The sequence below is a fragment of the Stenotrophomonas geniculata genome, from assembly GCF_034508895.1.
Classification (GTDB): Bacteria; Pseudomonadota; Gammaproteobacteria; order Xanthomonadales; family Xanthomonadaceae; genus Stenotrophomonas; species Stenotrophomonas geniculata.
The window spans coordinates 4,106,406-4,128,691 of sequence record NZ_CP140571.1; the positions used below are offsets into that span (position 1 = coordinate 4,106,406).

General features: G+C 65.6%; 18 protein-coding genes. 9 read left to right on the forward strand and 9 right to left on the reverse strand.

All coding sequences use genetic code 11. The annotated features are described in order from the left end of the window. Positions 1–7: 7 nt before the first annotated feature. Positions 8–2,392, reverse strand: a complete 2,385-nt coding sequence (locus RI032_RS18915) for a TonB-dependent receptor plug domain-containing protein (RefSeq protein ID WP_322547523.1) — start codon at positions 2,390–2,392, stop codon at positions 8–10. A gap of 32 nt (positions 2,393–2,424) precedes the next feature. On the opposite strand from RI032_RS18915, the gene RI032_RS18920 reads away from it, so the two are divergent. Together RI032_RS18920 and RI032_RS18925 are read left to right on the forward strand one after the other, a co-directional pair. Continuing rightward, on the forward strand, positions 2,425–4,215 hold the full coding sequence (locus RI032_RS18920) for an ABC transporter ATP-binding protein (protein WP_322547524.1): 1,791 nt from the start codon (positions 2,425–2,427) through the stop codon (positions 4,213–4,215). 137 nt (positions 4,216–4,352) lie between these two features. Next, positions 4,353–4,952, forward strand: coding sequence for an NADPH-dependent FMN reductase (locus RI032_RS18925; protein WP_019337738.1), 600 nt, complete (start codon positions 4,353–4,355; stop codon positions 4,950–4,952). 19 nt (positions 4,953–4,971) lie between these two features. On the opposite strand, the gene RI032_RS18930 is transcribed toward RI032_RS18925, so the two are convergent. Further along, the gene (locus RI032_RS18930; RefSeq protein ID WP_322547525.1) at positions 4,972–6,618 is read right to left on the reverse strand and encodes a fatty acid--CoA ligase; all 1,647 of its coding nucleotides are present in this window, start codon (positions 6,616–6,618) and stop codon (positions 4,972–4,974) included. 129 nt (positions 6,619–6,747) lie between these two features. Between RI032_RS18930 and RI032_RS18935 the strand changes: the two genes are divergently transcribed. Continuing rightward, positions 6,748–7,422, forward strand: a complete 675-nt coding sequence (locus tag RI032_RS18935) for a response regulator transcription factor (RefSeq protein ID WP_010485636.1) — start codon at positions 6,748–6,750, stop codon at positions 7,420–7,422. 4 nt (positions 7,423–7,426) lie between these two features. Here RI032_RS18935 and RI032_RS18940 read toward each other — a convergent pair whose 3' ends face one another. From RI032_RS18940 to RI032_RS18955, 4 genes are read right to left on the reverse strand one after another with little or no spacing between them, the layout of a single operon-like run. Further along, positions 7,427–10,756 (reverse strand): hybrid sensor histidine kinase/response regulator, encoded by a 3,330-nt coding sequence (locus RI032_RS18940; RefSeq protein WP_322547526.1) that lies wholly within the window; start codon positions 10,754–10,756, stop codon positions 7,427–7,429. 36 nt (positions 10,757–10,792) lie between these two features. After that, on the reverse strand, positions 10,793–11,269 hold the full coding sequence (locus RI032_RS18945; RefSeq protein ID WP_049481160.1) for a MaoC/PaaZ C-terminal domain-containing protein: 477 nt from the start codon (positions 11,267–11,269) through the stop codon (positions 10,793–10,795). Continuing rightward, positions 11,266–12,144 carry an alpha/beta fold hydrolase gene (locus tag RI032_RS18950; RefSeq protein WP_049409687.1) on the reverse strand — a complete coding sequence of 293 codons (879 nt, stop codon included), beginning with the start codon at positions 12,142–12,144 and terminating at the stop codon, positions 11,266–11,268. The genes RI032_RS18945 and RI032_RS18950 overlap by 4 nt, the downstream gene beginning before the upstream one ends. A gap of 32 nt (positions 12,145–12,176) precedes the next feature. Then, entirely contained in the window at positions 12,177–14,351 is a 2,175-nt protein-coding gene (locus RI032_RS18955) for a TonB-dependent receptor (RefSeq protein WP_049448094.1), read from the reverse strand. Positions 14,352–14,572: 221 nt separating this feature from the next. Between RI032_RS18955 and RI032_RS18960 the strand changes: the two genes are divergently transcribed. The 4 genes from RI032_RS18960 to RI032_RS18975 all read left to right on the forward strand — a co-directional run bounded on the left by RI032_RS18960 (position 14,573) and on the right by RI032_RS18975 (position 17,617). Beyond that, positions 14,573–15,577: an extracellular catalytic domain type 1 short-chain-length polyhydroxyalkanoate depolymerase gene (locus tag RI032_RS18960; RefSeq protein ID WP_322547527.1), complete on the forward strand. Its 1,005-nt coding sequence runs from the start codon at positions 14,573–14,575 to the stop codon at positions 15,575–15,577. Positions 15,578–15,707: 130 nt separating this feature from the next. Beyond that, positions 15,708–16,019 (forward strand): excalibur calcium-binding domain-containing protein, encoded by a 312-nt coding sequence (locus RI032_RS18965; protein WP_010485648.1) that lies wholly within the window; start codon positions 15,708–15,710, stop codon positions 16,017–16,019. Positions 16,020–16,153: 134 nt separating this feature from the next. After that, positions 16,154–16,969 (forward strand): S1 family peptidase, encoded by an 816-nt coding sequence (locus RI032_RS18970; protein WP_322547528.1) that lies wholly within the window; start codon positions 16,154–16,156, stop codon positions 16,967–16,969. Between the two features lie 78 nt (positions 16,970–17,047). Further along, positions 17,048–17,617, forward strand: coding sequence for a hypothetical protein (locus RI032_RS18975; protein ID WP_312717562.1), 570 nt, complete (start codon positions 17,048–17,050; stop codon positions 17,615–17,617). Here RI032_RS18975 and RI032_RS18980 read toward each other — a convergent pair. Genes RI032_RS18980 through msuE form a run of 3 tightly spaced genes read right to left on the reverse strand, consistent with a single transcriptional unit; the run spans position 17,574 to position 20,269 of the window. Next, positions 17,574–18,608, reverse strand: coding sequence for a methionine synthase (locus RI032_RS18980; protein ID WP_322547529.1), 1,035 nt, complete (start codon positions 18,606–18,608; stop codon positions 17,574–17,576). The two genes, RI032_RS18975 and RI032_RS18980, sit on opposite strands and share 44 nt — an antisense overlap. A 39-nt stretch (positions 18,609–18,647) precedes the next feature. After that, positions 18,648–19,625 (reverse strand): DUF1852 domain-containing protein, encoded by a 978-nt coding sequence (locus RI032_RS18985; RefSeq protein ID WP_109814153.1) that lies wholly within the window; start codon positions 19,623–19,625, stop codon positions 18,648–18,650. Positions 19,626–19,681: 56 nt separating this feature from the next. Beyond that, positions 19,682–20,269: an FMN reductase gene (gene msuE / locus RI032_RS18990; protein ID WP_322547530.1), complete on the reverse strand. Its 588-nt coding sequence runs from the start codon at positions 20,267–20,269 to the stop codon at positions 19,682–19,684. A 75-nt stretch (positions 20,270–20,344) separates the two neighbouring features. Between msuE and RI032_RS18995 the strand changes: the two genes are divergently transcribed. Next, positions 20,345–21,259, forward strand: a complete 915-nt coding sequence (locus RI032_RS18995) for a LysR family transcriptional regulator (protein WP_010485658.1) — start codon at positions 20,345–20,347, stop codon at positions 21,257–21,259. After that, positions 21,259–22,143 carry a methylenetetrahydrofolate reductase gene (locus RI032_RS19000; RefSeq protein ID WP_322547531.1) on the forward strand — a complete coding sequence of 295 codons (885 nt, stop codon included), beginning with the start codon at positions 21,259–21,261 and terminating at the stop codon, positions 22,141–22,143. The genes RI032_RS18995 and RI032_RS19000 overlap by 1 nt, the downstream gene beginning before the upstream one ends. The last annotated feature ends 143 nt before the right edge of the window (positions 22,144–22,286 follow it).

The following is a 22,286-nucleotide window of genomic DNA, read 5'->3' on the forward strand; positions in this document are numbered from 1 at the left end:
GGGCGCCCTACCAGCGATGGGTCAATGTCATGGACAGGAAGCGGCCGAGCGCCGTTGCATTGGTCGGGTCGAAACCGGTGTTGATGCTGTTGACGATGAAGGGCGGATTCCTGTCGAACAGATTCTGCACGTTGAAGGCCAGCGAGGTGCTCTGGCCGGTGCCGGCAGAACCGCTGAAGTCATACCTGAGATTGAGGTCGACCGTCGTCCACGAGGTGACATGGGGGTCGGCGCGGTTGGCGGGATCGCGATAGCTGTCCACATAGTTCACGAACAACCCACCGGCGACCTGCCGGTGGCTTACGGCGAGGCCGCCGCGCACCTTCAGGTCGACCGGGAAGTACACCGCGTTCACCGCGTCGACCTCGGGCGAGGTGGCGGTCACGCGGCGCTTGGAATCGATGATGTATTGGCCGGCAAGGTTCAATGCGATACGGGTCTGGCCGGCGTCGAAATCGTAGGAGGCATTGAAGTCGACGCCGCGCTGCGAAGTGAACGCGTTGTTGCGGAAGCGGTTGTCGAGGATGACCTCGCTGCTGGTTTCATCGGTTCCTGGTGTCAGCGCATAAGGGCCCACCCGCGATACGAACAGTCCCAGGCCGGAGGCACCCAGCTGGCGCGCCTGCTGGATCTGCTGCGGCGTCGGGTTGACGGTCAGCAGGTCTGCATAGGGTGCGGTGGACTGCAGGAACAGCGACGGGAAACTGCCGCCGAAACCGCTGCCGATCCGGTCGGCATACTCGATGTGGTAGTAGTTCGCGTCGATCTTGAGGCCCGGCAGCGACGGGGGCGCGAACGAGAAGCCGCCGGTCCAGGTCTTGGCACGTTCGGGCCCCAGGTCCGGGTTGCCGTTGGAGAGCATCATCAGCACCGTGCTTCCGTTGGCCGCGCTCGGGTTGGGCACTTTGGCCACCACCACGGTGTTGTTCAGCTGCATGTCCTGGTAGACCGGCGCCCGGTAGGAGCGGCCGTAGCTGGTGCGGAATGAAAGTCCTTCCGTTGCTTCCCACAGCAGGCCGAGCTTGGGATTGAGGGTGGAACCGAAATCGCTGTAGTCGTCGTAGCGTGCGGCCGCAGTCAGCGACAGCCGGCGAGCGCCAGGCATGTCTGCCAGCAGCGGAATGTTGAGCTCGGCGAAAGCGGAACGGATCGTGCGCTGCAGATCCAGCGGCTTCTCAAGCCCACGGTGATCGAGCAGTTCATAGCCATCGCGGCGGTAGCCCGCACCGAATGCCGCGCGTACGCCACCGGCCGGAAGATTGAACAGCTCGCCGTCGGCGATCATCTCCAGGTAGCGCGATTCGGAATGGGTATCCGTCGGCGGTGCGGTGCTGACCGAGCTGCCGGTGATGGTGGTTCTCTCGTAGGAGACGTCGCTTCTGCCGAATCCGGAATTCAGACGGGCCTGCCACTGGCGCGGAAGCTCGAGGGTAAGGCCGGCGAACACATCGAACTGCCGCGTGTGCGGGAACAGGCGGGTCTCGTCGGCAGTGCCGGAAATAGTGGTGTCCATCTCGCGCTTGGCAAAGGAGCCGGTCAGGTTGAGCGTCAGCACATCACTGAGCGCCTGCACGCCGTCCAGATACAGGCTGTGCCGCTTCGAGCCGGGATAGATGTCGTACGGCCTGACCGTGACGTTCCTGGAAAAGTCCTTGTCGACCGCGGCGAGGTTGGACTGCTTCAGGAACTCGTAGCTGGCCATCAGGTGGCCACCCTCCCACGACCAGCCGGCCGACTGCGATGCCTGGTACTCGTCCATGCTGCCGCGGGTGACGCTGCCGTAGCGCAGCGAGGTTTCATAGCCGGTGAAATCGCGGCGCAGGACGATGTTGACCACACCGCCGACGGCGTCGGTGCCGTAGATGGCCGAGGCGCCATCGGTGAGGATCTCCACGCGCTCGATGGCACTCAGCGGAATCAGCGAGATGTCGACGTACTGATAGCGGTTCGAGGAGGTCACGCGGTGGCCATTGATCAGCGTCAGCGTGGTGCCCGTGCCGAGGCCACGCAGGTTGATGGCGGTGCCCTGGCCGAAGTTGTTGCCGGTATCGCGGTCGACGCCGAGGTTGCCGACGTTGGCGCCGTTGGCACCACCGCCGAAGTTCTGCGGCAGCTTCTCGAAGAGCTGCTGCAACGAGGCCACCCCGGTTCGATCAATGGCCTCCCGGTCGATCACGATGACCGGGGAGGCGCCGCCGCCAATGGCATCGCGGATGTTGCTGCCAATGACCATCACCTTGTCCAGCGTGGTGGTATCGGATCGCCGGTCGCCCTGCGCGGGACTGCCGGGAGCGCCGGCATCCTGCGCCATTGCCGGCGCGTTGAGCTGCAGAGCAGCGGCCAGGCTGGCGACCACCAATGCCGCCGGTCTGGCGGTGGATGCGTTGTTCATGCCCCGGTCCATCGATCTCATCGGATGTTGGTGTGCGGCACGAGCCATCGCGCCTTCAATGGCGATGTTATATCATATCATTCGGGGCGCGCGACGATCTCTTGCTGTGCCGAGGGGCGACGGCAGGCGCACCGCCACACAGGAGCCACTGCACCGATGCCGGACCGACGCTGATGAGAATGTTCGCGCTGCCGCCGCCGGTCACCGAGATCCTCACCGCGTACTGGAAGGCGGACCGCAGGCTGCTGCTGTTGATCGCCGCCATCGTCGTGCTTTCCAGTCTGGCCACGGTGGCAGCGCCGTACCTGTTCTCGCGCCTGATCGACCGCATCAGCACGGAAGGCATCCGTGAACTGGCGGGAGGGTTCCTGCTCTACGCGGTGATGCTCGGCGCCGCCAGCATCCTGCAGAACACCGTGCAGTACCTGTCGTTCCTCAGTGGCGAGAACCTGGGTTTCATCACCAGCACCCGCTACTTCGCGCGGCTGCTGAAGAAGACACACAGCTTCTTCCTGGATTACAACGCAGCCGAACTGCAGGTGGCCGGGGAGAAGGGCCGCAACGCCCTGAAGATCGTGGTGCAGCTTGGCCTGGTGGTGTTCATTCCCAGCGCACTGCAGATCCTGCTGACCCTGCTGACACTGGGTGCGCTGATCAACCTGCAGATGGTGGCGATCGTGCTGGGCTACGGTTCTGTGGCCGTCACGCTCTCGGCCATCGCCACCCGGCGAGCACGGATCCATCGTGAGGCGGCGGTCGAAGCGGGCCAGCAGAATGCGCGCTTCGTCGGCAATGCGATGAATGCGATGGAGACGCTGCGCCAGTTTGGCGGCAGCGCGTGGATGATCCAGCGCTTCGAGCAGAAGGCCCTGGAGGTGCGCGACAGTTGGCGGGCGTACGTGCTGCAGCGGATCGGTTTCATCGCGCTGCTGGGCATCGGCCTGGCGGTCGAGTTCATCGTCACCTTCGCACTGCTGCTCCCGCGCTATCAGAGCGGTGACCTGAGCGTCGGCGATATCGTGCTGTTCAACCTGCTGTTGCTGCAGCTCAACATGCCCTTTGAAATGATCGCGCGCTCGATCGATGACGTTGCCCGTTCGTGGACGCTGCTGACGCCGCTATCGTCCCTGTGGGCGGCACCCGAAGAGCGGCAGGCAGCAAACGCCGGCCGATTCCACGGAGAATGCGGCCGGATCGAGTTCCAGCATGTCAGCCATCGCTACGGCAATGGCCGCGGCGTCCGGGATGCGTCCTTCCACGCCGGGCGCGGCGGCATCAACTTCCTGATGGGGGAGACCGGGGCAGGGAAGTCGACGCTGTTCAAGCTGGCACTGAAGTCGATCGAGCCCCAGCACGGTCGCATCCTGGTGGATGGCATCGACCTGGCCGACATCGACCGTGCCGCGTGGCACGCCGCCGTCGCCGTCGTTCCCCAGGATGTCATCCTGCTCAACGAGAGCCTGGCCGACAACATCCTGCTGGGGCGCCCGCGCGACGACACCCGGTTGCGCCGCGCGACCCACAAGGCGTCGATCCTGGCCTTGATCGACGCGCTGCCCGAGGGCTTTGAAACCACGGTGGGCGAGCGCGGCCTGAAACTTTCCGGCGGCGAACGGCAGCGCATCGCCATTGCGCGTGCACTCTACGGAGAGCCCGCCATCCTGTTCCTGGATGAAGCCAGCTCGGCGCTGGACGAGGCGACCGAGCGCGAGATCATGGGCCATATCCGCGCGCTTGCCGGTGATGTCACGATCGTGGCCATCACCCATCGCCGCAGCGTGGTAACCGCAGCCGACCAGGTGATCGTGCTGGCCACGGGCTGACGGGACCTGGCGGACACCTGCACCTGCAGCTGGGGCGCGATGCTTCTGGGGTACGCTGTGCGCGACCGTTCCCGGTGCCTCCCGCGCTGTCGATGCCTGGCCCGTGACCCCGCACCGACTCATTCCAGGAATCCCGCATGTCCGACAACCCTCCACCGCTGAACATCCTGGCGTTTGCCGGCAGCCTGCGCAGCAACAGTTACAACCGGCGCCTGGTCAGGGCTGCAGCAGGCGCCGCGCCTGCGGGCCTGCTGCTGACCGTGCATGACACCATTGCCGATATTCCGCTGTTCGACGAAGACCTGGAAGCCGCCGACCCGGCCGGTCCTGCCGGGGTCAAGCGCCTGCGCGCGGCCATTGCAGCCGCTGACGGCGTGCTGATCGCCACGCCGGAGTACAGCCAGTCCCTGCCCGGCGTACTCAAGAACACGCTCGATTGGCTGTCCCGCGACGATGCCGAATACCGCACGGTCCTTTCGGCCAAGCCGGTGGCGATCATCGGCGCCACGCCGGGTCACTGGGGCACCAAACTGGCACAGTCGCAGCTGCGCCATACACTGACCGCCATGGGGGCATTGACCATGGCCTCGCCACAGCTCTACGTGGCCGAAGCTGCGGCAGCCTACGACAACGATGCGGACGATTTCGACGCGGCGACGCGCAAGCGCCTGCAGCGCTTCCTGGAGGGATTCCAGGCCTGGGTCCAGTTGCTGCAGGGCAGGGTATCGCGCGGTTGAGCCGTGCCGGCAGAGGGCGTCAGCGCCCGCCGGTGCCAGCGCCCGGATCATGCAGCCCGCGCAGTTTTTTCTTGTTGATCTTGCCCACGCTGGTCCGCTCGATCGCATCCACGAAGCTGACACGCTCCGGAATCGCATAGCGTGAGATGTCTCCGGAACGGCTGCGCGCTGCGACCAGTTCGATGATCTCCGCCTCTGACACATCACGGCCGGGCTGCCTGACCACCAGTGGCAGCGGCCGTTCGCCCCATTTCGCATCGGCGATACCGATCACCGCGACCTCGCTGACCGCCGGGTGCAGTGCGATGATGTCTTCCAGCGCGAGCGAGGAGATCCATTCGCCACCGGTCTTGATCACGTCCTTGATGCGATCGGTGACGCGCAGGTAGCCACCTTCATCGATGTTGCCGATGTCGCCGGTGTGCAGGTAGCCGCCCGCCCACAGCGCTGCCGAAGCGTCCGGATCGTGCAGGTAACCCTGGGTCAGCCAGGGTGCACGCGCCACCACTTCGCCGGTGGCCACGCCATCGTGGACGACATCGCCCATGTCCGGGTCGACAATGCGCAGGTCCACCAGCGGCACCGGAGTGCCGGCCTTGGTGCGCAGTGACAGTACCTCGTCGGCATCGGTCATGCTGTCCACGTCGATCTGGGCGATGGTGAGCAGAGGGCAGGTCTCGGACATGCCATAGCCGCCGAAGATGTCGATGCCCCGTGCCAGTGCACGCTGCGCCAGAGCACGGGGCAGGGCCGCACCGCCGATGATCACCTTCCAGCCCTCCAGGTCGGTCTGCGCCGCGTCCGGATGCTCCAGCAGCATGTGCAGGATGGTTGGCACACAGTGCGAGAAGGTCACCTTTTCGCGCGCGATCAACGCCAGCAGCTTCGCAGGCAGGTAGCGCCCTGGATAGACCTGCCTGATGCCCATCGCGGTAGCCACGTAGGGCAGGCCCCACGCGTGCACATGGAACATCGGGGTCATGGGCATGTAGACGTCGTCACGGTGCAGGCGGCCCTGGCGGGGGGCGCCGCCGAGCGCGGCCATCGCCGCCAGCGAATGCAGCACCAGCTGCCGATGGCTGAAATAGACCCCTTTGGGCAACCCGGTGGTTCCGGTGGTGTAGAACACCGTGGCACGGGCATTCTCGTCGAAGTCCGGGAAGCGGACGACCGGCGTGGCATCACGCAGGCCCGCTTCATACTCGGTGGCGAAGCCTGGCGGCAGCGGGCCATCAGCATCGTCCAGCAGAATGCGGGTGCGCAGGTCCGGCAGCTGCTCGTCGATGGCGTCCAGCAGCGGCAGGAACTCGCGGTTGGCCAGGATCGCCCGCGCGCCGCTGTGGTTCAGCGTGTACGCGATCTGCTCGGGGGCCAGGCGCACGTTCACCATCATCAGCACCGCACCGATCATCGGCACCGCGAAGTAGGCCTCCAGGTAGCGGTTGCTGTCCCAGTCCATCACCGCCACCGTGTCGCCGTGGCCGACTCCCAGCGAGGTCAGCAGGCCTGCCAGCTGGCCGATGCGCGCGTGCAGGGTGCGGTAATCGAACCGTACCTGGTCGCCGTAGACGATTTCCTGTCCAGGGCTCACCGCCAGCGGCATCAGCAGCAGCTGCTTGATCAGCAGTGGATAGGCATGGGCATCGGGAGTGGGGGCGGATGACATGGCATTTCCTCGTGGACGGCGTTGCGGTCGCCGGCCTTCTCCGCCCCACACTAGCAAGCCCTTCCTGCTGTACCAGCGTACCTAGGTACCTGTTCCCGCGCGCAGCCGATTTGATAATCTCGCCAGGACATGCCAACCCTGCTCATCGCCGATGATCACCCCTTGTTCCGTGCGGCACTGCATCGCGCGGCGGAAGAGGCGGTCGCCGATCTGCAGATCAGCGAGGCTGATTCGCTGGACGGCGTGCTGGAGGTGATCGAGAACCAGTCGATCGACCTGATGCTGCTTGACCTGCACATGCCCGGCAACCACGGGCTGGCCGGATTGGCCACGATCCGTGCCCTGCAGCCGGGCCTGGCGATCATCATCGTCTCCGCCAACGAGGAGCCGCAGGTCATCCGGCGTGCCATCGACCTCGGCGCCGCAGGCTACCTGCCCAAGAGCTCGGGCTTGAACGAACTGCAGTCCGCGCTGCAGTCCGTGCTGGAGGGTGAGCGCTGGATTCCAGCGTTGCTGCGCGAGCCGGTGGCGCGGGTGGCACCGTTCAGCAGGGATGCCGACCTGGCCGCACGCCTGGCCAGCCTGTCGGCACATCAGTACAAGGTGCTGGGGCTGGTGGCCGAGGGCCTGCTCAACAAGCAGATCGCCGACCGGCTGGGCGTACAGCTGCGCACGGTCAAGGCACACATGACACGCATCATGGAGCGGCTGGGCGTGCGCAACCGCGCGCAGGCCATCCGCGTGCTGCACGAAATGGGATTGGCCGATCCGTCCCGGCAGATCGAAGAGCTTCCCGAGCCCTGATGGGTCAGGGCGTGGCAGTGGTCGCCAGCAGGTGGTTGATCGCCCAGCGCAGCGCCAACGGCTTGAACGGCTTGTTGAGCAGGGACAGCCCAACGCCGCGCACCGCCTCGCGCGTATCGCTGCCGGTATCGGCACTGAGGATCACCGTCGGCCGCGGCCCATGCATGCCCACCAGCCGCTTCCACAGCGCAACACCGGTATCGCCATCATCCAGGTGATAGTCGAACAGCCACAGCGCCGCCTCGTGCGCTGAGGGTCCGATGTCATCGACGTTGCCTGCCGCGATCACATCGCAACCCCAGGAATGCAGCAGCTGCCGCATCGCCTCCAGTGCGTCCGGGTCGTTGTCCACCACCAGTACACGAATTCCCTTCAGGGCGCTGCTGCCGCCCGTCGGTGGTGGACTGCGCGGGGTCACAGGGGGTGCTGCGCGTTGCACGCTGATCGAGAAGGCCGAGCCATGCCCGGGTACGCTGCGCAGGTGCAAGGGTGCATGCAGCAGGTCGGCGATGCGGTGCGCGATGGTCAAGCCCAGGCCCAGTCCTTGCCCGTTGCTGCGATCGATCCGGTGGAACTCCTCGAACACCACCGCCTGCTGCTCCGGAGCAATGCCGGGGCCGGTGTCATGCACGCCGATCATCAGTGCCTGCCCCTGGCGGCGCACACCCAGCAAGACACCGCCATGGCGGGTATAACGAATGGCGTTGGCCAGGAAGTTCTGCAGCACCCGGCGCAGTAGCAGTGGGTCGCTATGGACCCAGGCCTGGCTCCGCACGTGGCGGAACTGCAGGCCACGCGCCGCCGCCAGCACCGCGAACTCCTGCGCAAGCGGATCCAGCACGGTCGACAGCGCGAAGGGGCGCGGATCGGCCACCAGCCCACCGGCTTCCAGTCGCGAGATATCCAGCAGGCCGGACAGCAGGTCATCAGTGGAATCCAATGCGCCGCGGATCTGCCGCAGGAAACTGTCGAGGAACTCGGACTCGATGTGCTGCGACATCGCCTCGGTCAGCAACTGGGCCGCATGCAGGGGCTGGATGAGATCATGGCCGACCGCCGTCAGGAAGCGCGTTTTTGCCGCGTTCGCGCGCTCGGCCTCCTGTACCGCCTGCTGCAGCCGCGCGGTGCGGTCCTGTACCCGGCGTTCCAGATTCTCATTACTGCGCTTGAGCGCATCTTCCGCGCGGCGGAACGCCGTGACATCGGTGAAGGTGGCTACATAGCCACCGCCCGGCATCGGGTTGCCGCGGATCTCGACGATGGTGTCATCGGGGAAGATCCGTTCGGACAGGTGTGGCGTGCCACGGCGCATATGCGCGACGCGGCGCTGCAATGCCTTGGTCGGCGTGTCGCCAGGGCCGTCGCCGATCTTCAGCTGTCCCAGTGCCCATGCCGTGAGGTTGACCACCGGCTGCCCGACCTGCAGCAGCTCCGGCGGAAACTTGAACAGCGCGGCGTAGCGGCTGTTCCAGGCCACCAGCTGCAGCTGTGCATCGACCACGCTGATGCCCTGGCTCATGTTCTCCAGCGCAGCTTCCAGCAGGCGCTGGTTGAAGCGCAGCACCTGGGTGGCCTCGCCGACGGCGCGGGTCACCGCGTCCAGCGGCGCGGCGCCGCCCTCGCGTGCGGCTTCGACCAACAGCCGTGCCATGCCTGCGCCGACCACGGCCGTCAGCTCACGCTCGACGGCGGTGACCCGGTCGTCATCCAGCATCTGCCCGGCGTAGCCCTCCAGCAGCTGGCGCGCACGCTCCTGGCCAAGGAAGCGTCCGGCGGTCCTGCGCAGGGACGCCGCAGCCACCGCATCCCGCCTCCGCGGCAAGGACGGACGCACGGCGCGCGACACCAGGGCCACGGCCAGCAGGTTGACCGCCAGGCTGGCCCCCATGCTGATGGCGATATGCCCCGGCTGCACGCGCAGCGAGACCACCGACAACCAATGCAGCCCGTCAGCGCCGACCGACGGCGTCGCGGCCGGGATCACCATCGGCAGCAGTACCAGCCACAGCCAGGCCAACGAGCCCAGCACAATGCCGGCCATGATGGCCGCGGAGGGCGTACGTGGGCGATACACCGCCAGCAGCACAGCCGGTGCCAGCTGCGAGAGGGCGGTGAAGGACATCAGGCCGAAATCGCTGAGTGCCTCGGTGTCGCTCATCGCGCGGCTGTACAGCCACGACATCAGGAACACGGCGAGGATGCCGGCACGGCGGAACGCCAGCACGCGCGGGCGCAGATCGGCGTTGGCCACGCGACCCTCGATGCCGCCGAGCAGGCGCGAACCGAATCCGTGGTTGCCAAGCATGATCGACAGGGTCAGCCCGGACAGGATCATCATGCCCGTGGCCGCGCTAAGGCTGCCCAGATAGGCCAGCAGCGCCAGCAGATGATGGCCACCGGCCTGCGGCAGCGCCAGCACGTACAGGTCCGGTGATACCGAGGCCGGCAGCTGCGCGGCACCGGCCAATGCCATCGGCACCGACGGCAGACCGATCAGCAGCAGGTAGGCCGGGAACATCCAGCGTGCCGTCTTCAGGTCCGAGGTCTGGCGAAGCTCGACCACGCCGACGTGGAACTGGTGAGGCAGGGTGAACGCGGAGATCGCCCCCAGCGCGACCATGGTGAGATAGTCCGGCACGATGGCCGGTGGCGGCAGCTGCGCCATCTTCTCCAGCAGCGGCGTGCCGGCTTTGTGCACGGACAGCGCCGCATACAGGCCAATGGCCAGCAGTGCGACCAGTTTCAGCACCGATTCCAGGCCCAGCGCGACCACGATGCCGCGGTTGGGCTCGGTAGCCGAGGCCTTGCGTGCACCGAACAGCAGGGTGAACGCGGCCATCGTCAGCGCGAACCAGAACGACATGTCCAGCTGCGCACCGGCAGGCGCGAACCGATCACCCAGCAGGGCACCCAGCCCCTGGCTGACGGCTTTCAGCTGCAGTGCGATGTAGGGAATGATGCCGAACAGCGCCACCAGGGTGATAGTGAAGCCGAGGCCGCGATCGGCACGCAGTCGTGCAACGACCAGATCGGCGATGGTGGCACTGTTGTGCTGCTTGGCCAGCCGCCCGAGGCGGAGCAGGAACGGCAGGCCCAACGCGAAGATCAGCGCCATGCCGGCCAGGGTCGGTGGAATGGGGAAACCCCATTGCAGCCCCTGCGAGGCCGCACCGTAGTAGGTCCACGCGGTGCAGTGCACGGCCAGCGACAGTGCATAGATGAGCGGCCAGGCCTTCGAAAGCCGGTGCCCGCGGCGCTCGCCCCACAGCGCCACGCCAAACAGCAGTGCGGTCCATGCAATGCAGGCGAAGAGGACGATGGAGGGCGTCAACATCGCTCCAGTGTAGGGAGAGAAGCGGGCAGGGTGGTGCTAGGCGGCGATCACGATCAGTGACAGCTGCTCAGCGACCAGTGCCAGCTCGCCATCGGCGACCCGCTCGACGGCCTTGCGCTGGGTCAGCAGCCACTGGCCGGGCTGGCGCGCATCCAGTGACACCAGCTGCGAGCGTACCCGCACCTCGGACCCGCTCGGCACCGGCGCCAGGAAGCGGACCTTGTTCAAGCCGTAGTTGAGCGCATGGGCGATGCCGGGGAAGCCGGCGAGGGCGGCCACATCGTCCTCCACCGTCAGCGAGAGCAACAGGAAGCCATGTGCGATGGTATGCCCACCCGGCATCTGCGCCTGCGCCCGCGCTGGATCGACATGGATCCAGTTGTGGTCACCGGTGGCGTCGGCAAAAGCATCGATGCGCGCCTGGTCCACGCGGGTCACGCCACTCAGCCGCTCACTGGCGGCCCACTGCTGCAACGCCAGCAGGGCGGGAGGCAGGTCGCTGTCCGCACTCACGCCACACGCTCCAGCAAGGTCAGGATCGCGTCACGCGCCTCTGGCTCGGACAGCATCGGCGCGTGCCCCACATCGGGCACCTCCACCAGGCGGGCACTTTCCGAGGTGGCCGCCATCTGCCGCGCGACATCGGCCGGCAGAATGTCGGACAGCGCACCGCGTACCACCAGCACCGGCACCCGTGCGGTCAGCCCGCGGACCGCACGCCACAGCAGCGGACGCAACAGCCACAGCAACCATGGCCGGGTAGTACGGATCACTGCCGGGTCGTAGTCCAGTTCCAGCAGGCCATCGCTGCGCGGGCGGAAGGTGCGCACCGCCATCTGCCGCCAGTCGTCGGTGCTGAAGCGCGGGAACGCAGCCTTGCCGATGGATTCCACGTAGGCCGTGGCCTGCACCAGGTCCATCGGCGGGACCGGCTTGCCGGCGTACTTGCCGATCCGTGCCAGCGCCTCGCGTGGCACCTTGGGGCCGGCATCGTTGAGCACCGCCCCGGAAATCCGCCCGGGCGCGCGCGAGGCGAGGGTGATGGTCACCAGCACGCCCAGCGAGGTGCCGATGAACACCGCCTTGTCGATGTTCTGCGAGCGCAGCAACGCAACCATGTCATCCGCATAGGCACGCGGGTTGTAGCTGGACGGGTCATATGCGCGTTCCGAGCCTGCACGACCACGCAGGTCGACCGCGATCACGCGCCAGCCCTCGGCGGTGAGTACATTGGCAAGCGCATCGAAGTCGGCACCATTGCGGGTCAGTCCTGGAATGCAGACCACTGTGCCACGCGCTGCCTGCCCCGCATCGGGTGCATGGTCGCGCGCATGCAGGCGCAATCCATCATTGCTGTTCCAGTACAGGTCGTCGTAAGACTGCGTCATGCAGAAGCTTCCTGAAGATCGTAACGGATGCGCTAGAAATCGTAACGGACGCTGAGGCTATATTCGCGTGGTGGGCCATAGAAGCCAATCAGCGTGCCGACCGCCGGGATGTTGTAGCCGGTGGTGCGGTATTCCTTGTCGGCCAGGTTGGTGCCCTGCAGCGAGAAGGTCCACGCGTCATCCAAGCGCCAGATGACGCCGGCATTGACCAGCCCGTAACCCTGCTGTCGGATCACCGGGCTGAGGTCGGTGGTCGGCCACACTTCGCTCTGGTAACTGTAGCTCACCCGTGCCGACAGGTTGCTGCCGTTGGCCAGGTCGGTGCGGTATTCCACGTTGAACGCACCAGAGAATTCCGGGGCATTGGTGAACTTCATCTGCCTGGCCACGTTGATGCCGCGGTCCATGTACTCGTCGTACTTGGTATCCAGCCATGCCAGGTTGCCGGAAATCAGCCAGTGCTGGCTGGGCAGGTACTGATACTCGACTTCCAGGCCTTTGACGGTACCGGCGCCGGCGTTGGTGAAGTCGCCGAAGAAGGAATCGTCGATGCCATCGCCGTTGGTATCCAGGCCGGTGAACACCGACAGCTGGATGTCCTTGTACTTGTTGTAGAACGCCGACAGGTTCAGGAACAGGCGCTGGTCGAGGAAGGCCATCTTGCTGCCGACTTCGTAGCTGTCCACGGTCTCGTCATCGAACGGCTCCGCCGAGCGCGGTACCGCCACCGCGTTGGCACGGATGTTGTAGCCACCGGACTTGAAGCCACGCGTCGCCAGGCCATAGACCATGATGTCCGGGGTGATCTGGTAGTCCAGCGAGACCTTGGGCGAGACGTTCTTGAAGTTGGTCTTCTTGTCGAAATCGGCGGTCACCGCCACCGGCCGGCTGAAGCCCGGGTCGGCGTAGAGGCGGTTCAGCACGATCGCGCGCTTGTCCTCGTCGGTGTAGCGGGCGCCGACATCGAGCTTCAGTCTGCTGGTCAGGTCGAAGGTCCAGTCCGCGTACAGCGCGATGCTGTCGGTCAGCACCTTGCCCTGGTTGTCGGCGAACTGCGCACTGAAGTAGTTGTTCTGGATCTGCCCGCCAGCTTCGCCGCTGAACTGGTACAGGCCGACCACGCCGCGCATCCGGCCGCCGGCATCGTAGTTCACCTGCACTTCGTTGCTGACCTGGTCGTCGTGGTAGGTGCCACCCACGTCGGCGAGCTTGACCGGCGCGGTATCGAAGTCGATGTTGGCCTCGCTGTCCGATTCACGCTTGGCGATCACGTACTTCAGTGCGATGTCTTCGTTCGGCCGCCAGTTCACCGTGGCCGAGGCGCCCTTGCTCTCCACGTTGTTGAGGTTGCGCATGCCCGATCGGATGTCATAGCGGCTGTCCATCGGCGGGTAGGCGCGCAGGAACGGATTGGGCGCCAGCATCTTCGAGCCGCGCATGCCGGACTGATCGTCGATCCAGTCCAGTGCGAACTGCACGTCGAAGTCATCGCCCGCATACGCGCCCAGGTTCAGGCGTGCCGCGTTGATCTGCTTGTCGCTGACCGGCTGGCCGTTGAAGGTGTTCTCGCCAAACCCGTCGTGGTTCATGCTGGCCACCGCCACACGGGCGCGCAGGCCGCTGTCGGCACCGCCGATCGGGCCACCGATGGCCGCCTTCGCATCCAGCTGGCTGTAGTTGCCCACGGTGATCTGGGCGAAGCCCTCGGTCTGGGTGGGCAGGCCGCGCGAGATGTACTTGATCGCGCCGCCGATGGTGTTCTTGCCATACAGCGTGCCCTGCGGGCCGCGCAGCACCTCGATGCGCGAGACATCGAACACATCCAGCAGCGCACCCTGCGGACGCGCGATATAGACGTCGTCCAGGTAGATGCCCACGCCCGGATCGGCGCCCCAGGTGGGATCGGACTGGCCGATGCCACGGATGTAGGCGGTGACCGTGCTGCTGGCGCCGCGGGCAGCGTAGATGGTCAGGTTGGGCACCTGCGCATCCAGGTCGCTGATGTCCTGGACATTCATCTTGTCCAGCGCCTCGGAGGTAAACGCAGTGACGGCAACCGGCACCTCCTGCAGGGTTTCCTCGCGCTTGCGTGCGGTGACCTTGATGCTGTCCAGGTTGGTGGGTGATGCAGTCCTGCCCACCGTCGGCGTGGCCTGGGGCGCTTCCTGTGCCAGTACCGGCCCGGAGGCCAGCAGCGCGCCGATCATGAGACTCAAACAATTCCGTTTCATTCGGTCCTCCCCCAGGCAGGTGCTTGCAGATGGCCCATTGCCACCCCTGCAGCCAAGGCTAGCGGTGTCATCGGGCAGCGGCGAGTGGACCTAGGTCCAGTCGGCAGCGGCCGCCGGATGCGGATACTGGGCGCGCCCCCAGCCGGAAGCGCATCCCGGTACCCCTTCATCCACGACTCACGCATGAGGATCTGGCCATGAAATCCGGAATCGATTCGATCAAGGTTGTACTGCTGATACTGTGCAGTTGGCTGGCGATGGCGGGCAGCGCCGTTGCCGCAGGCCCGGCCGGGCATTGGGACATTGGCCTGTACGGCAATCTGTTCGGCGCCCGCGAATACCAGGTGTGGGTGCCCGCCGGCTACGACGACACACAACCGCTGCCTCTGCTGCTGGTGCTGCACGGCTGCGTGACCGGGCCGAACCTGATGGGCGAGGCCTCGGGCTTCAACGATGTGGCCGACACCGAAGGCTTCATCGTGGTCTACCCGCGGCAGAACGTCACCTCCAATCCGGCCCGCTGCTGGAACTGGCAGCTGCCGATCAACCAGGCACGCGACAGTGGCGAGCCCTCGCTCCTGGCCGGCATCGTGGAAAAGGTGAAGGCGGCTTACAGCGTTGATCCGCATCGCGTGTACGTCACCGGCATTTCGGCGGGCGGCGCGATGACCTCGATCATGCTGGGCTGCTATTCGGACGTGTTCGCCGCAGGTGCCATCCATTCCGGTGGCATGTTCAAGGGTGCGACCACGATTTCCGGCAGCGCCTACGCACTGTTGGCCGGCAGCATCTACTCGCCGGACAGCAACGGTCGCCTGGCATGGCAGTGTTCGGGTTCGCCGTCGCCGCGACCGCTGCCGGTGCTGGTGTTCCATGGCAGCGCCGACCTCACCGTCAACCCGGTGAACGGGCAGCAGGCCGTGCGCCAGTTCCTGCAGACCAATGACCTGGCCGACGACGGCATGGACAACGATTCGGTGAAGTACGTGCCGACCAGCACCTATCACGGCCAGGTGCCGGGCGGCCGCGCGTATACCGTCGACACCTACGCGTACGGCGGCAGGACGCTGGTCCAGCACTATGTGGTGAAGGGCATGGGGCATGCCTGGAGCGGCAGCCAGTCGGGCCTGCCATTCACCGACCCGAAGGGGCCGGATGCCACGCTGATCACCTGGCTGTTCCTGAAGGACTACCAGCGCTGAGTGGTCGCCGCTGCAGCGTCAAGCCTGGCGGTCGAGACACCATGCTAGCCTTCCCTTTGGCAGGATTGCCTGACAGGGGGAAGGCATGGATACCCGGCGCCGAGATTCCATCGTATTGGCTGCATCCGGCATGCTCGCACTGGCACTGTCCGCCAATGCGCTCGCGCATCCGGGCGGGCTCGACAAGCAGGGTTGCCACACCAACCGGAAAACGGGTGAGTATCACTGCCATCGAGGCGCTCCAGCCGCCCCTCGATACGTCGACACTCCGCGCAGCAGTTTCGCCCCTGCCCCCGCGCGCGGTTCCCGGGCATTTGCCAACTGCGCGGAGGCCCGCGCCGCCGGGGTTGCGCCGGTACGGCGTGGTGATCCGGGGTATGGCCCGCACCTCGATCGTGACAATGACGGCGTGGGCTGCGAACCCTATCGGGGCCGCAGGTAGGGCATGGCCCACCTGGCTTCAACTCCCGTTTCCCCGGGTTCGTCGGCCATCGCCGGGAGTGGTCGCACGATCTCCCCGTATTGCAGGGATATCCCCTAGGCTGTTGTGATTGAACTGCAAGGATGAAAGCAATCATGAACCGCTGGATTTTCCTGGCATTGGCCACGCTCCCGTTCGCCGCCGGTGCCGTGGTCATCCGCGATGATGTTGACGATGCCAGCTACCGGATCGACGCATCGGTGTTCCCGGCACTGGCAGACATGCCGGGCGAGGGGCACGGCGTCCTGATCGCACCGCAGTGGGTGCTGACTGCCGCGCATGCCGCGCCGATGGAGGGGATGGATGCCACGATCACCATCGATGGGAAGGGCTACGGCGTCGAGCGTGTCTTCCTGCACCCCGGCTACCGGAGGATGCCCGAGGCGCTGGGCAAGGAAGCGATGGCAACCGGGAGCGCATCGAAAATCCATGCGTTTCTGGCAGCGTCGGACGACATTGCACTGATCAGACTTGCCGCCCCGGTGAGCGGTGTGCCGCCGGTCGCACTCTACCGTGGCGCCGACGAGGTCACGCAGGTCGCCTCCCTGATAGGGAAAGGCGCCACCGGCAACGGTGCCGTGGGGCTGGCGCCCGGCGGGCCGCATCGTACGACGCTGCGGCGAGCCTGCAACGCGATCACCGGCGGCAACACGCGCTATCTCTGGTACCGGTTCGATCCACCTCCGCAGGGCCTTCCCCTTGAGGGCGTGCTCGGCAACGGCGACAGCGGCGGCCCGCTGCTGATCAGTAAGGAAGGGACCTGGCAGCTGGTGGGCCTCGGCTCCTGGATCACCGCCGTTCCCGAGCATGCGCTAGAGGCGGGCTTCTATGGCCAGGTGGTTTACAACGTCCGCGTGTCCCGCTACCTCAACTGGATCGAAAGCATCATCGAGCGTGATGTGTCACGTTAATGGTGCATCCGGGCAGCCTTCCGCGCAGGTGTTCGCCCGGTCTCAAGTCATGCGACGGTTGTTCGTATCCTTCCCGCCATGGCCTCTTCGTTCAAATTTCCTGCGTGCGTGACCGCCTCCCGGCCATCCGGGTGGGTGCAGAGCGGCGAGCGCTGGGATCTGTGGTGGAACGGCCGTTCGGTGGCCCGTATCGTGCCGCATGCCGCGCTCGGGTTCCGCCTGTACCTGGACGCACGCAAGATGTCACAGGCCAAGGTCGTGTCCGCCACCAGCACCCGTCAGGCCAAGCGCTACGCCGAGCGCTGGTGTGCTGCACGGCTCTGCCCGCAGTTGCCTCTGCGCGATGCGGTGGCGCGGTTGGTGGCTGTTGCGCCCGGCGCGGGCGCCGTGCCCTCGCAGGTGCTGACGCGGGAGCAGCGGCAGCAGGCCCGGCGCCTGGCTGAAGCCGGGGCAGGGGAGATGGGGCGGATCAAGGAAGCGCTGGCACCACGGCCGCGCATGATGGCCGCCAGGCCCGAGGTGCAGGGACGAGGTGGAGCCTGGTCTGTACCCGGCCAGATTCCATCCTCCTCGCGCCGAAACGGGAACACATCTCCAGCCAGGGCTACACCGAAAGCTCCTCACGCACGATCCGGGCCCCTTCGCTGAGCGCACGCAGCTTGCCCCGTGCCACTTCACGGGCCAGCGGCGCCATGCCGCAGTTGGTGCTCGGGTAAAGCTTGTCGGCATCCACGAACTGCAGGGCCTTGCGCAGGGTGTTGGCTACTTCATCGGCGGTCTCCACCGTGCTGGACGCCACGTCGATGGCGCCGACCATCACTTTCTTGCCACGCACCAGCTCGATCAGGTCGATCGGTACGTGCGAGTTGTGGCATTCCAGCGAGATGATGTCGAGGTTGGAGGTCTGCAGCTTGGGGAACGACTCTTCATACTGCCGCCATTCCGACCCCAGCGTCTGCTTCCAGTCGGTGTTGGCCTTGATGCCGTAGCCGTAGCAGATGTGCACGGCGGTCTCGCACTTCAGTCCTTCGATCGCACGCTCCAACGCGGCTACGCCCCAGTCGTTCACTTCGTCGAAGAACACGTTGAAGGCCGGCTCGTCGAACTGGATGATGTCCACGCCAGCGGCTTCCAGCTCCTTTGCTTCCTCGTTGAGGATCTTCGCGAATTCCCAGGCCAGCTTCTCACGGCTCTTGTAGTGCGCGTCGTACAGCGTGTCGATCATCGTCATCGGGCCAGGCAGTGCCCACTTGATCGGCTGCGTGGTCTGCCGGCGCAGGAACTTCGCATCCTCCACGAACACCGGCTTCGGACGGCTCACTGCGCCGACCACGGTCGGCACGCTGGCATCGTAGCGGTTGCGGATGCGCACGGTCTCGCGCTTCTCGAAATCAACGCCGCTGAGGTGTTCGATGAAGGTGGTGACGAAGTGCTGCCGGGTCTGCTCGCCGTCGCTGACGATATCGATGCCGGCATACTGCTGTTCCTGCAGGGACAGGCGCAGGGCATCCTGCTTGCCTTCAGTCAGGCCTTCGTCCTGCAGCTTCCAGGGCGACCAGAGCTTTTCGGGTTCTGCCAGCCAGGACGGCTTGGGCAGGCTGCCGGCGGTGGAGGTAGGGAGCAGTTTCTTCGTCGACATTGCGTCTTGTTTCCTGGGGGCGAATGGAAAATCGATGGATCAGCGGGCAGCCCACTGCTCAAGCACGGCGCGATACGGCTTGATGAAGTGTTCTTCGGTGAACTTGCCCTGCTTGACCGCCAGCTGGCTGCGCTCTTCGCGGTCGTAGACGATGCGGGTGGACGAATAGTCCTGGTGCTTCAGGCTGGGCTGGTAGACCTTGCCGGCCACAGAGTTGGCGTTGTAGATCTCCGGGCGGTAGATCTTCTGGAACGCTTCCATCGTGCTGATGGTGCCGATCAGTTCCAGATTCGAGTAATCCCCCAGCAGGTCGCCCTGGAAGTAGAAGGCAAGCGGCGCCACGCTGCCCGGTGGCATGAAGTAGCGCACCTGCAGGCCCATCTTGTCGAAATACTGGTCAGTGGGAGAGAACTCGCCCTGGCGGTATTCCACGCCCAGGATCGGATGGTGGTTCTCGGTGCGGTGGTAGGTCTTGCTGCTGGATACGCTGATGCAGATCACCGGCCCCTTGCTGAAGTTGGCACGGTAGGCGTCAGACTCCAGGAAGTGCTTGAACAGCTTGCCATGCAGGTCGCCAAAGCCTTCCGGAATGCCGAAGGTGGCCTTGCCCTCGTTGCTGGCCGGCAGCACCACGCTGAAATCGTAGTCGCGCACGTAGGACGAGAAATTGTTGCCGACGATACCCTCGGTGCGCGCACCGGTCTGCGTGTCGACAATGGTTGGGCGCAGGACCTCGATCAACGGGAACGGATCACGGCCATCGCTGCCGTCGATGTGCATCTCCACCGAGATGATGTCCAGCTCGACCGCATAGCGATCCGCGCTCGGGTTGTCCCAGTGCGCCAGATCGTTGAAGCGGTTGTTGATCATGCTGATCGTGTTGCGCAGGTTCTCCTGCCGGGACGCACCGCGGGCCAGGTTGGCGAAATTGGTGGTGATGCGCGTGCCATCGGCGGGCTGGTAGTCCTCGTTGAAGGGGATGCGCGTGATGCTGAAGGTGAAGGTGTCGGTCGTCATGGGCGGCGTTCCGTGTTGCGGGGTGGCATCCGGATGCGGGCGAGGGCATCCGGCATTCAAAGCGCTGCGGCGGTCTCAAGGGCGGTGGCACGATGGCGGGGCAGCGCCAGCAGCGGCATGGCCCGCCGTACCGCCAGTCGCGCCCGCTCGATCAGGGCGTCGCTGTGCACGCGGCCGTCGGCGAAATCGCGATCGGTGGCGTAGACACCCAATGGCAGGGTGCGCGCCTGGAAGAAGCTGAAGAGCGGGCGCAGCTGATGGTCGATCACCAGCGAGTGGCGCTCGCTGCCACCGGTGGCGGCAAGCAGGATGGGGGTGTCGACCAGTGCGTCCTGGTGGATGAAGTCGAAGAAGTGCTTGAACAGCCCCGTGTACGAACCGCGGTAGACCGGCGTTGCCACCACCAGTACGTCGGCCTGTTCAACAGCAACCAGCTGCCGCTCCACAGCGTCGGGCAACTGTGAGCGCCACAGTGCGCCGGCCAGCTGCGGCGCCAGCTCGCCCAGTTCGATCAGGTGTTGCTCGCAATGGATGTCCTCGCCGATCAGGTCCAGCAGATGCTCGGTCAGCGTGGCGGCCCTAGAAGGGCGTTGCAATCCGCCGGAGACGGCGACGATTCGAAGGGGGTGGGCAGGTGAAAGCATGACCCGATCCTAGTCAGTGCCTTCCATGACGTAAAATGGTATTACTTCACCAATCCATGAGCGAGATTCATCGTCATGCTGGAACGGATCCACCTCAGCATCGTGCAGCAGGTTGAGCAGCAGGGCTCGCTCACCGCCGCGGCCGGCGTGCTCAACCTGACCCAGTCAGCCCTGAGCCACAGCATGAAAAAGCTGGAGCAGCAGCTCGGCACGGATGTGTGGCTGCGCGAAGGCCGCAGCCTGCGGCTGACCCAGGCCGGGCAATACCTGCTGGCAGTCGCCAACCGCGTGCTGCCGCAGCTGGACCTGGCCGAGGAGCGGCTGGGCCAGTTCGCACAGGGCGAGCGCGGCGCGCTGCGCATCGGCATGGAGTGCCATCCCTGCTATCAGTGGCTGTTGAAGATCGTCTCGCCGTACCTGGCGGCATGGCCGGACGTGGATGTGGACGTCAAGCAGAAGTTCCAGTTCGGCGGCATCGGCGCGCTGTTCGGCTATGAGATCGACCTGCTGGTCACCCCCGACCCATTGCTGAAGCCAGGCCTGAAGTTCATTCCCGTGTTCGACTACGAGCAGGTGCTGGTGGTGGCCAGCAACCACGCCCTGGCCAAGGTGGACTACGTAAAGCCGCGCCAGCTCGGCCAGGAAGTGCTGATCAGCTACCCGGTGCCGTTCGAGCGCCTGGACATCTACAACCAGTTCCTGCTGCCGGCCGGCATCACGCCGCGGCGCCACAAGGCCATTGAAACCACCGACATCATGATGCAGATGGTGGCCAGCGGCCGCGGCGTGGCCGCCATGCCGCGCTGGCTGGTGGAGGAGTACGCTGCGCGCATGGACGTCGTGCCCGTCCGCCTGGGTGCCAAAGGCATCCCCAAGCAGATCTACCTGGGCGCGCGCGAGGCCGATACCGGTATCGACTACCTCCAGGCCTTCATCGAGCTGGCCCGTAACAGCTCGCCGCTTGCCGGCAATGTGGGCGGGGCGCGTTGATGTCGGCAGGCATGTCACTGCGGGCGGACGCCTTCATCAACGCCTTTTCACTGGAAGTCAGCGCGAAAGCCATGCCTGCGCTGCGCGCCGAGGCGGCTCGCATACCGCGCGGCACAATCATCTCCATTCCCTGGCTGGCCAGCGAGGACGACGACGCACGCCTGGCCGCCGCATGCGCGGTGCGCGAGCTCGGCTTCGAGCCGATGCCGCATCTCTCCGCCCGGCGTATCGGGTCACACGCAGCGCTTGAGCGCTTCCTGGAACGTGCCGCCGGCGAAGCCGGGGTCGCGCGTTGCCTGCTGATCGCGGGTGACCTGGCCACGCCCATCGGACCATTTGCAGACAGCGCGTCGATCATCGAGACCGGTCTTCTGGAGCGACACGGTATCAAGGTCGCCGCCATCGGCGGGCATCCGGAAGGCCACCCGGTAATGAGCAGTGACGAACGCTGGCAGGCGCTTCAACACAAATGCCAGCGCATCGAAGCACGCGGCATGGCCCCCTTGATCGTCACCCAGTTCGCGTTCGATGCCGATACCGTGCTGACCTGGCTGGATGCACTGCGCACGCGTGGCATCACCGTTCCGGTGCTGGTCGGTGTGCCGGGCCCGGCCAGCATCACCCGCTTGCTGCGTTATGCGGCGATGTGCGGCGTAGGCGCCAGTGCATCGATGCTCGCCCGGTATGGCATCTCGATCGGCCGCCTGCTCGGAACGGCGGGGCCGGAGGTTTTCGTCGATCGCCTGGTGAAGGAGTTGACCAGCGCGCATGGCCAGGTCAGTCCGCACCTGTTCCCGTTCGGCGGTGTTGCGCCCTCGCTGGAGTGGATCGAGCAGTACCGGCAGCGTGTTCGCGGTGCGCGCGGCGTAATCCACGAAGACTGACAGGTGTCACTGGTCGCCATTGGGGCGGAAGCGAATAGTGAGCGCCAAGGCGAGGGCCCCTCGCCACCTTCACCAGGGACCGCTCATGTTCGTCGGCAAGTACTGCCGGTACCTGGCCTCGTTGCGGATGGATGCGGCAGGCA

What these genes read in the sequence shown, in the direction of transcription:
- RI032_RS18925 (WP_019337738.1), top strand. Translation starts at nt 4,353, where the DNA reads ATGTCCGACAACCCTCCACCGCTGAACATCCTGGCGTTTGCCGGCAGC.
- RI032_RS18935 (WP_010485636.1), top strand. Translation starts at nt 6,748, where the DNA reads ATGCCAACCCTGCTCATCGCCGATGATCACCCCTTGTTCCGTGCGGCA.
- RI032_RS18940 (WP_322547526.1), bottom strand. Translation starts at nt 10,756, where the DNA reads ATGTTGACGCCCTCCATCGTCCTCTTCGCCTGCATTGCATGGACCGCA.
- RI032_RS18970 (WP_322547528.1), top strand. Translation starts at nt 16,154, where the DNA reads ATGAACCGCTGGATTTTCCTGGCATTGGCCACGCTCCCGTTCGCCGCC.
- RI032_RS18915 (WP_322547523.1), bottom strand. Translation starts at nt 2,392, where the DNA reads ATGAACAACGCATCCACCGCCAGACCGGCGGCATTGGTGGTCGCCAGC.
- RI032_RS18975 (WP_312717562.1), top strand. Translation starts at nt 17,048, where the DNA reads ATGGCCTCTTCGTTCAAATTTCCTGCGTGCGTGACCGCCTCCCGGCCA.
- msuE (WP_322547530.1), bottom strand. Translation starts at nt 20,269, where the DNA reads ATGCTTTCACCTGCCCACCCCCTTCGAATCGTCGCCGTCTCCGGCGGA.
- RI032_RS18965 (WP_010485648.1), top strand. Translation starts at nt 15,708, where the DNA reads ATGCTCGCACTGGCACTGTCCGCCAATGCGCTCGCGCATCCGGGCGGG.
- RI032_RS18930 (WP_322547525.1), bottom strand. Translation starts at nt 6,618, where the DNA reads ATGTCATCCGCCCCCACTCCCGATGCCCATGCCTATCCACTGCTGATC.
- RI032_RS18985 (WP_109814153.1), bottom strand. Translation starts at nt 19,625, where the DNA reads ATGACGACCGACACCTTCACCTTCAGCATCACGCGCATCCCCTTCAAC.
- RI032_RS18960 (WP_322547527.1), top strand. Translation starts at nt 14,573, where the DNA reads ATGAAATCCGGAATCGATTCGATCAAGGTTGTACTGCTGATACTGTGC.
- RI032_RS18980 (WP_322547529.1), bottom strand. Translation starts at nt 18,608, where the DNA reads ATGTCGACGAAGAAACTGCTCCCTACCTCCACCGCCGGCAGCCTGCCC.
- RI032_RS18955 (WP_049448094.1), bottom strand. Translation starts at nt 14,351, where the DNA reads ATGATCGGCGCGCTGCTGGCCTCCGGGCCGGTACTGGCACAGGAAGCG.
- RI032_RS18995 (WP_010485658.1), top strand. Translation starts at nt 20,345, where the DNA reads ATGCTGGAACGGATCCACCTCAGCATCGTGCAGCAGGTTGAGCAGCAG.
- RI032_RS18950 (WP_049409687.1), bottom strand. Translation starts at nt 12,144, where the DNA reads ATGACGCAGTCTTACGACGACCTGTACTGGAACAGCAATGATGGATTG.
- RI032_RS19000 (WP_322547531.1), top strand. Translation starts at nt 21,259, where the DNA reads ATGTCGGCAGGCATGTCACTGCGGGCGGACGCCTTCATCAACGCCTTT.